The sequence below is a fragment of the Patulibacter sp. NPDC049589 genome (genome assembly GCF_040675535.1).
Taxonomy (GTDB): Bacteria; Actinomycetota; Thermoleophilia; order Solirubrobacterales; family Solirubrobacteraceae; genus Patulibacter.
Map to the genome: position 1 here is coordinate 1 of NZ_JBFAPC010000200.1, position 9,100 is coordinate 9,100.

Here is a 9,100-nt window from a genome sequence, read left to right on the forward strand (position 1 = left end):
GCTCCTGGCGATCGTGGAGGCCTACCGCGTCTGGGCCCTCGATCACCCGGACCTCTACCGCCTGAACATGCGCGGCCGCCTGGACCCCGGCCCGCCGCGAGGTCCCCGTGCAGAGGTCCCGGTCCCCGAACCCCCGAAACGACGGACTCCCATGAGCACCACCGACCGCCTCCAGATCGTGCGCGACTGCTACCGCGCGTACGCCGAGGACGACCGCAGCCTGCTGGAACCGCACATCGCCGGGGACCTCGTGTACTCGGCGCCGCCGGACGTCGGCATCGACCGGGCCACGTACTTCGAGCGGTGCTGGGCCAACCGCGGGCACCTCGCGGGCTTCGCGTTCGTCCGGCTCGTCGAGGTGGATGACGAGGTCCTCGTCACCTACGAGAGCACGCGGACCGACGGCACCCGCTTCCGCAACACCGAGATCCTGCGCTTCGCGGGCGACCAGGTCGACCGCATCGAGGTCTACTTCGGCTGGGAGCTGGAGTAGGTCGCGACACGTCCCGACCCGTGGGAGAGCGCAGACGGTCCGCCGGCTCGACCCGACCGGTCGCCCCGGGGCGCTCCGCCGGCCCGACCCGACCGGTCGCCCCGCGGCGCTCCGCCGGCCCGACCCGTCCCGGCCCCCCGGACGGTCCGCCGGCGCCACCGCCCCGAGGTCCCGCCCGCCCGACCCGGCGGGCGGGTCCCGCTCACGGGAACAGCACGCCCGTCCAGCCGATCGTCGCGATGCCCGTCGCGTCCGCGCCGCGGGTCAGCAGCCGGCCCGTCGCCGGGTCGTAGGCGGGCGAGAGGTACGTGTCCTGGGGGTCGGTCCCGAGGCGCCGCGTGACGGTGCTGCCGCCGGCGATCGGCGTCCGGGTGACCATCGGGCCGCCGTCGTCGCGGTCCGCGACCGTGACCAGCGCGTCCCGCGCCTGCGTGAAGCCCGCCGCGGCGACGTGGAGGTACCCGCCGTCGGACGCGTAGGTGAGACCGGCGCGCCGCCAGGTGCCACGCGGCGTCCCGAACGCCCACTCCTCCCGGGCGAAGACCCCGCCGTCGTGGACGCTGCGCACCGTCTCGACGGCCACGCGGTCGCGGTCGGCGAGGACGTCGGCCCAGGCCTCGCCGCGCCGTGAGGTCCGGACCCTCGTCGCCCGGCCGATCGACGTCCCCGTGAGCGTCGCGCGCCACAGGCTCGAGGTGCGGGTCCCCGTGGTCTTCGCCGGATGCAGCGTGTAGTAGTAGCGGCCCGCGTCGATGCCGACGCCACCGACCACCAGGCCCTGGCGGGTGCTCGAGATCGTGCGGATCGCCCCGGTGTCCAGGCGCACCAGGCGCAGCTGGGTCGTCCCGTCCGGCCGGCGGGTCGCGACGACCGCCACCGGCACCCCGTCCTTGGCGGTGCCGACCTCGAGCTGCGTCAGGCCCGAGAGCGCCACCCCGGGCAGCGAGGCCACCGGCGTCGCCGCCCCGTCCTTCACCGTCGACAGCGTGACCGGGTGGTCCGCCGCGCCCTCGGAGGACTGGACGGCCATCACGGTCTGGCGGTTGCCGACCGCGGCGACCACCACGGGACGGCCGATCGCGGTCTGGAGCGGCTGCTCGACGGTCACGGATCCCGCCGCACCCGGCCCGGCGGCACCGGCCGCGGTCGCCGGGGCGGCGGCGGTCAGCGCGGCGAGGACGACGACGGCCGACGCGGCGTGGCGGCGGGTCGGGGCGGCGATGCGGGGGGACATGCCGGTAGGAACCCGGCCCGGCACGAGAAGTTGCACGCACCAAGGGTCCGGGACGCCGCGGCGCGGCCTGCGGGGAGGATCGCCCCGGCGCCGATGAGCGGTCGACGGCGGCGGACCCGACCCTCGGGGCCCGTGCGCGGGACCACCACCGCCGACGCGCTGCCCACGGCCGAGGCGCCCTACGCGTCGCCGACGCGCGCGAAGCGCGGGACGGTCACGCCGTCGACCACCACGGTCTCGACGAACATCGCCTTCGGCCGCACCCACAGGCCGCGCTCGCCGTAGAGGGCGCGGTAGACGACGAGGACCTCCTCGGTCTCGCTGTGGCGCGCCTCGGAGAGGACCTCGTACTCGGGGCCCTTGTAGTGGCGGTAGCGGCCGGGGACGACCGCGTCCTCGGACGGCGGGGCGCTCGCCGGGCCGACCCCGATGGCAGGGTCCTGCCCCGCCACGTCGCCCCGCTCCCCGTCGACCACCACGGTTCAGACCGTCGTCTTGACGAGCTGCTGGTCGGGGTCGATCCCCCACCGCCGCGCGGCCTGGAGCTCGGGCGTGCCGATCGCCCAGGCGTCGGGCTGCTCCTCGCCCTCGAAGACCGGGGAGGCGCCCTTCAGCGCCATCGAGCCCGAGTTGTCCCCCAGGTGCGTGATGCGGTCGATCTCGATCTTCGACAGGCGGATCTCGGCCGGCAGCGCGGCGAGCTCCGACTTCTTGCCGGCGATCGGCTTCGGCGCGACGTCCAGGCTGCCGGGCAGCTCCTGGATCAGCGTCGGCACGACGCACGCGACGGCCGGCTGGGCCAGCGCCCACTGGGCGGCGGTCTGCATCGGCGTCAGGCCGCGGGCCTTGCCGATCGCGGCGACCTTGTCGACGATCGAGAGCCCGCGCTGCACCCAGCCGTCGGGCCGGTAGCGGCGGTGGTCGTGGTCCCCCATCGGCGTGTCGGCGCGCAGGTCGCCCCAGAAGATGCCGCCGTAGTCGACGACGCGCGTGAGGACGTCGACCTCGTGCTGCTCGCAGGCCTCGAGGACCAGGCGGCCCGGCCACGGCTCGAGCGGGCCGAGGATGACCATCGCCCAGTCGATGCGGTCGCCGAAGCGCTCCAGGCAGCTCAGGATGTCGAGCGTGAAGCCGTTGGCGGGCCCGGGAGCGATGCCGATCGCGTCGGTCAGGCCGTCGTCCTTCAGCGCCTGCATCGCGTCCCAGACGACCTCGGACGTGTAGCCGATGCGGTCGGGGTTGTGGAGCATCAGGAGGTCGAAGCGCTCCGTCCCACAACGCTCCAGGCTCGCCTCGGTCGCGCGGCGCAGGTAGTCCGCGTAGCCGTCCGGGCCGCGCAGCCCCGGGTCGGTGAAGCGCGGGAAGCCCTTCGCGCCGCGGCGCTCGCCGTCGACGAAGTCGTGGCCGACCGCTCCGACGATCCGGACCTCGGAGCGCGGCACGTCCGCCGTCGCCCGGGCGACCAGCCGGTCGGACTCCCCGGTGCCGTACACGTCGGCCGTGACGATCGTGCGCAGCCGGCCCTCGGGACGCAGCAGGTCCACCAGCTCGTCCTCGGTGAGCTCCTGCCCGTAGTGCATGAACCGCCCACCGCTCCAGGCGCCGAGCGCCGCATGTCCCAAGTCGACCATGGAGGGAGGGTACGGCGCGGGCGCCGCGCGGTGCCGTGCGCGGCCCGTCACCACCTGCGCCGCACCGCCGTCCCGGGGGCGGCGGAACGCGTCGCGCGCCGGAACGGCATGCTTACGCGTCATGCGTCGGATCCAGTACTTCGAGGCGGGGGACGCGGTACGCGGCTGGGGCGTGCTCGGCGTCGTCATCGCCCACTGCGCGACGGCCGCGCTGTTCGCCGCGGCGCTGGCCGACCCCGACCCGACCCGGCTGCAGACGCTCGCCGCCACCGGCGACATCGGCTGGGAGCACCTGTTCAACAACCGGCAGATCGGCGCGGGGATCTTCTCCGTGCAGATCGTCGTCTACCTGTTCTTCGGGCTCTCGGCGTACCTGCTGTCGCGGCCCTACATCGCCTACGCCCTCGGCACGTCGAAGAAGGCCCCGCCGCTCGGACGCTACATCCGGCATCGCTTCGGACGGGTCGTCCCGGTCTTCTGGTTCATGATCGTCGTGACGATCATCCAGTTCGGCCTCAACGGGACGAAGGCGATCGACATGATCGCGACGTTCGCGCTCGGCCAGTACTGGACGTCGGCGCCGTTCAACGTCCACCTCAGCCAGGCGTGGACGCTGAACGTCGAGGCCGTCTTCTACATCGCACTGCCGATCCTGGCGTGCGCCGGCATCTGGATCTACTCCCGTGGCGGGCGCTGGCGCGGCCCGCTCTCGCTGCTGCCGATCGCCCTGGTCTGCATCCCGGCCTGGCTGCTGGCGACGACGTGGCTGCCGGACACGACCGTCCCGTCGCAGTCGCCGATCGGCGGGCTCATCACGTTCGTGCCGGGCGTCCTGATCGCGGTCGTCGAGGCCCGCTGGGGCGACCGGATCGGCAAGGCCCGCTGGGCGGCGCCGCTCGCCATCCTCATGGTCGTCGTCGGCCTCGTCTTCAACTACAAGCAGATGAGCCTCGCGCAGTCCGGCTCGATCGCGGAGCGCAACTACCTGACGATCGCGGCGGGCCTCGTCCTCGGCGGCCTGATCCTCTGGCAGGCGACCGAGCGCCCGACGTGGCGGATCCTGCGGTGGCGCCCGATCCACTGGGTCGGCGAGCGCTCCTTCTCCATCTACATCAGCCACGGCGCGATCATCTACGAGGTGCGGGACTTCGGCGAGGGCCGCGCGACCGCGGGCGGGCACTTCCTGCAGCTCGCGGTGCTCGTGGTGCCGCTGGCGCTCCTGGTCGGCGCCCTGCTGTTCAAGTTCGTCGAGCGGCCCGCGTTCCGGTACTCCCGCGGCGAGCGCCCGCTGTTCCGCGAGGGCCCGGTCGTCCGCATCGGCGCCGCGGCCCCGACCGTCGGGACGACACCCGACGCCGCGCCCGGCGAGGAGCCCGTGGCCGCCGAGCCCCACGGCCAGCCGCCCGTCGCGTCCGACGTCGCCCCGAGCGGAGGTGCCCGATGAGCGCGACGGAGACGCCGGACCAGGCCACGACGGCGGGCGCCGAGACGCCTGCCCCGCCGCAGACGCCCGAGCGCCCGGCGTGGCGCCGCCCCTGGTACGGCGGCGACGGGGCCCGCGGCCTCGGCGCGCTGCTCGTCTTCTGCGCCCACGTCGCGACAGCCGAGCAGTCGTACCTCGCCGCGCACTGGACCGACCTGCCCGGCCGCGACCTCTACGGGCTGTTCGGCGGCGAGGTCGGCTGGCGCACGGTCTTCGCGCCCGCGCGCCTGGTCAACCTCTTCTTCGCGTTCTCCGCGTACCTGCTGGCCCGGCCGTTCATCGCCTGGGCGCTCGGGCGGACGACGCGCCCGGGGACGATCAAGTTCTACGTGCGCCGGGTGCTGCGGATCATGCCCGCGTTCTGGGCGGTCTGCGGACTCCTGGTGCTGTGGCTGGTGGTCCTGAAGGGGGCCGACACGGACCTCGTCGCGTCGCTGAAGACGGCGCTGCTGCTGGACGGCGGGCTCGCGCACGCGGGATTCCAGCACAGCTGGACGGTGCCGCTCGCGCCGGCGTGGACGGTCCGCGTCGAGGTGCTCGGCTACCTGATGCTGCCGTTCGTGGCGTGGGGCTGGTTCTGGGCGACCCGGCGGTGGGGCTTCCGCGGCCTGACCGGCGGCATGCTCGTGCTGCTCGTGATCGCGATGATCTTCCGCTTCGCGACCGTGCAGACGGACGACGGCCCGGGCGTCCTGCAGTGGCTCTTCCTGCCGGGGCTGACCGTGGCCGTGGTCGAGGCGTACGACCCGCTGCGCGAGTGGATCGCCCGGCGCGGACGCGGGATCACCCTGTGGGCGCTGCTCGCGTCGTTCCTGATCCTGTGCGGGTCGGAGCCCGCGTCGGCGAGCCTCATCACGCACCTCGTCGACAACCTCCACATCCCCGCGGACGCGTCCGTCGAGGAGCACTTCCGCGAGGCCGGGAACGCCCTGCGCTGGGGCAACGCGCTCGGCGTCCCGATGCAGTTCGTCGGCGCCACCGGGATGCTCCTCTGCTTCGTCGCCCTGGAGTGGCAGGGCGGCCGCCCGCCGCTCGGCCTCGATCGCAAGATCCCCCGCTGGTTCGGCGAGCGCTCGTACTCGTTCTACCTCGTCCACTTCGCCGTCCTGGGCGGCCTGCTCCCGCACGTCCTGCCGAGCCAGAAGGGCTACATCGGCCTGATCGCCCTCGGCGTCTGCGCGTTCGCGGTCTCCCTCGCCCTGACGGTCGTCCTCTTCCGCTTCGTCGAGATGCCGGGGATGCTCCTGGCCTCCCGCCTCACCGGCCGCCGCCCACCCGGCCCGCTCGCGGTGTCGCAGCCCGTGGCCACGCAGGCCTGGCGCGCGGAGATCCAGCGGACGGAGGCCGGGAGCGCGAAGGACGACGGCGGGACCGCGGCAGGCGTCGCGGGACCGGACGCCGCCGTCGGTGCCGGGGCGGACGGCGGGCCGGATTCGGAGCGTCCCGGGGACGCGGGCAGCACGCCGCCCTCGGGCTGAGGCCGCCGCCCTCCGCCGTCAGCGCGTCCCGGCGCCGGGCGTGTGCACGAGGAAGCCGTCCACGTACTCGCCCGTACCGGGCATCGGGCACTCCCCGGTCGACGGGCCGACCGCGACCGTGCGGCCCGCCGCGAGGCCGGCCTGGAGATCGGCGCACGTCGGCACGAGGCGCCCGCCCGGCCGGCCGTAGGCGCCGAGCGAGAACGCCGGCACGCCGCCCGTGGCCAGCACGACCTGGTCCGGCGACGGCGTCGAGGCGGTGTCGACCGCCGTGGCGTGGCGGCCCCAGAAGCCCGGCGTCGACCACAGGACGGCCCCGGCGAGCGCGACGACCACGACCGCCGACGCCACCCGCGGCGGGGCCGGCAGGCGGGTCAGGAACGGGACGGCGCGGCGCCCGTCGATCAGCAGCACCGCGAGCAGGCCCGCGGCGACGCCCAGCGCGATCGCCGCGTGGCCGAGCGGCACCTCGTCGACGGCCTCCCGTGCCCCGGTGTAGGTCGACGCGATCACGAGCTGCGCGACGACGGTGGCGAGGACCGCCAGACCGAGCACCGCGGGCCAGCGACGCCGGCCGCCGATCGCCGTCGACGCCCCGGCCCAGGCCGCGGCGGCCAGCAGGATCCAGCACGGCATCAGGTAGCGCGTGGCGCCGGCGGCGAGGTACGGATCGGTGTCGATCGCCGTCGCGGGCGCGAAGCCCCACGCGACCGCGCCGAGCAGCCCGCAGATCGCCGTGGCCCGCAGGGCGCCGCGACCGCGGACCACCACCGCGAGGGCCGCGAGGCCGAGGATCGGCACGGTCCAGGCGAGCTGCAGGTAGACGTCGCCGCCGGCGCGCAGCGTGTGCAGCGGCTGGTCGACGAAGCGCGTCTTGAAGGGCACGAGCGCGGGCGGCAGCGGGTCGCCGGAGGAGCTCGCGAGCAGCGGCCACCCCGGGTTGCCGTGGAGGACGAGGTTGCGGGTCAGCCACGCGAGCCCGCAGAGGCCCGCGGCGGCGACCAGCAGCAGCCACAGCGGCTGCCGGCGGAGCGTCGTCAGCAGCGCGCCGCGGACCCGCCAGGCCAGGAGCAGGAAGAGCAGGCCGCCGCAGGCCGCGGTCGTCTTGACGCCGAGGCCCATGAGGACGGCGCAGAGCCCGAGCAGCAGCCCCGGGACGGCGTCCTCGGGCACGTCGCGGCCGCGGACCGCCGCGTCCACCAGCAGCGCCGCGCCGCAGGCCAGCAGCGCCGCGCCCGGCAGGTCGGTCGCGACGCCGCCCGCCTGCGCGAGGAACGGAAGCGCGGCCACCGACGACGCGACGGCGCCCCAGGCCGCGATCTCGCTGCCGCCGAGCCGACGCGTCAGGGTCCAGACGCCGACCACCGCGACGCCGAGCGCGGCGGGGGTCACGAGGACGGACACGACCGTCGCGCCCGTGACGGTCATCGCCCAGGTGATCGAGACCTCGACGCCGACGGGGTAGGCCTCGACGGGCAGGCCGGTGACGATCGACGGCAGGCTCGCGACCCGCCCGTCGCCCAGCCACGCCGCGGGGATCGCCAGGTGGTACAGCAGGCCGTCGAACCCGATGGCGGGACGGGCGATCGACAGGATCGACAGGAGCAGGACGAGGAGCCCGACGACGGCCACCAGGCGCCGCTCGTCGGGGGCCAGCGGCGGCGACGCGGTCCGCGGCACGCGCCAGAGCACGAGCCCGGCCGCCACGGCGACGACCACCGCCCCGGTGACCGCGACCCCCGGGCCGCCCGGGACGGCCGCGGCCAGCCCGCCGAGCTGCGCGCCCAGCCAGGTCAGCGCGACGGCGGCCAGTCCGCGCGTGATCGGCGGCGCGACCAGCCGGCCGGCGAGCCGCCACGAGGCGGCGCCCAGCGCGATCACGATCGCGAGCCCCGCGGCCGTGTGCAGCCACCAGGGCATGGTCAGCGGCGGGGGCGGCGGCCGACGGCCACGAGGTCCAGGCTGGCGTCGAGATCGTCGTCCCCGAGGCGGAAGTCGTCGACGTCGATCGCGGCCGCCAGCGGCGTGGTGCGCCGGCGGGTGATCGTCAGCGCGGTGTCGTAGGCGCAGCGCAGCACGACGCGCGGCACGCGGTGGCGGATCCCGAGCGGATCCAGCCCGAGGATCTTGTCCATCCGCTCCTTCTCGCCCGCCTGGAACTCCAGGTAGCGCGGGGAGCCGTGCAGTCCGAGGATCTCGACCTCGTGGAACGACGGGGCGACGAGCGCCCGCAGCTGCTCCACGTCGTACTCGACCTCGTGGTACGGGTCGACGATCTCGTCGGGGCGCGCGAAGGTCAGGCGATTCGGCGTGACGAACACGGCGACGCCGTCGTCCTGCAGCACCCGCGCGGTCGCCTCGACGGCGCGCTCGGCCGCCGTGACGTGCTCGATGGAGTGGACCGCCACGACCGACGCGAAGCGCCCGTCCCACGCCGCGGGCAGGGCGCGCATGTCGTGGACCTCGGTCGGCCGCTCCTGGCCGGCGAGCGCCTCGGCGCTGACGTCCACGCCGAACGTCGGACGCGGGTCGAGCTCGCGGAAGGAGTGGCCGACGCCGCAGCCGAGGTCGAGGACCTCGCCGTCGGGCAGCAGCGGGGCGATCCCCCGGTAGGCGGCGACGTGGCGTTGGTAGGTCGGGTTGAACGCGCCGGCCGGCGACGTGACGCGTTCTCCCGTGACGAGGGGGCCAGGCACGATCGCGGATGCTACCGCCGCCCGGCCGGTCGACCGCGGGCCCCCGCGGCACGCCCCGGCCCGCGCCGAGGCCGGACGGCTGACG

At 75.3% G+C, this 9,100-nt stretch carries 8 protein-coding genes; 3 read left to right on the top strand and 5 right to left on the bottom strand.

The window, feature by feature from the left end:
• Window positions 1–493: hypothetical protein (locus AB0L40_RS24465; RefSeq protein ID WP_364360855.1), on the top strand; the 493-nt coding region annotated here is incomplete at its 5' end.
• A 202-nt stretch (window positions 494–695) separates the two neighbouring features.
• On the opposite strand, the gene AB0L40_RS24470 is transcribed toward AB0L40_RS24465, so the two are convergent.
• From AB0L40_RS24470 to AB0L40_RS24480, 3 genes are all read right to left on the bottom strand, one after another.
• Window positions 696–1,727, bottom strand: a complete 1,032-nt coding sequence (locus AB0L40_RS24470) for a hypothetical protein (protein ID WP_364360857.1) — start codon at window positions 1,725–1,727, stop codon at window positions 696–698.
• Between the two features lie 179 nt (window positions 1,728–1,906).
• Complete coding sequence (locus AB0L40_RS24475) at window positions 1,907–2,158, bottom strand: DUF1653 domain-containing protein (RefSeq protein ID WP_364360869.1); 252 nt, start codon at window positions 2,156–2,158, stop codon at window positions 1,907–1,909.
• Window positions 2,159–2,209: 51 nt separating this feature from the next.
• Window positions 2,210–3,358: an aldo/keto reductase gene (locus AB0L40_RS24480; RefSeq protein ID WP_364360859.1), complete on the bottom strand. Its 1,149-nt coding sequence runs from the start codon at window positions 3,356–3,358 to the stop codon at window positions 2,210–2,212.
• 121 nt (window positions 3,359–3,479) lie between these two features.
• Between AB0L40_RS24480 and AB0L40_RS24485 the strand changes: the two genes are divergently transcribed.
• Together AB0L40_RS24485 and AB0L40_RS24490 are read left to right on the top strand one after the other, a co-directional pair.
• Window positions 3,480–4,802, top strand: a complete 1,323-nt coding sequence (locus tag AB0L40_RS24485; protein ID WP_364360861.1) for an acyltransferase — start codon at window positions 3,480–3,482, stop codon at window positions 4,800–4,802.
• Window positions 4,799–6,319, top strand: a complete 1,521-nt coding sequence (locus tag AB0L40_RS24490) for an acyltransferase (protein ID WP_364360863.1) — start codon at window positions 4,799–4,801, stop codon at window positions 6,317–6,319. The genes AB0L40_RS24485 and AB0L40_RS24490 overlap by 4 nt, the downstream gene beginning before the upstream one ends.
• A gap of 18 nt (window positions 6,320–6,337) precedes the next feature.
• Here the strand turns inward: AB0L40_RS24490 and AB0L40_RS24495 are convergent, their stop codons facing one another.
• Complete coding sequence (locus AB0L40_RS24495; RefSeq protein WP_364360865.1) at window positions 6,338–8,239, bottom strand: hypothetical protein; 1,902 nt, start codon at window positions 8,237–8,239, stop codon at window positions 6,338–6,340.
• Window positions 8,240–8,241: 2 nt separating this feature from the next.
• Window positions 8,242–9,015: a class I SAM-dependent methyltransferase gene (locus AB0L40_RS24500; protein ID WP_364360867.1), complete on the bottom strand. Its 774-nt coding sequence runs from the start codon at window positions 9,013–9,015 to the stop codon at window positions 8,242–8,244.
• Window positions 9,016–9,100: the final 85 nt, after the last annotated feature.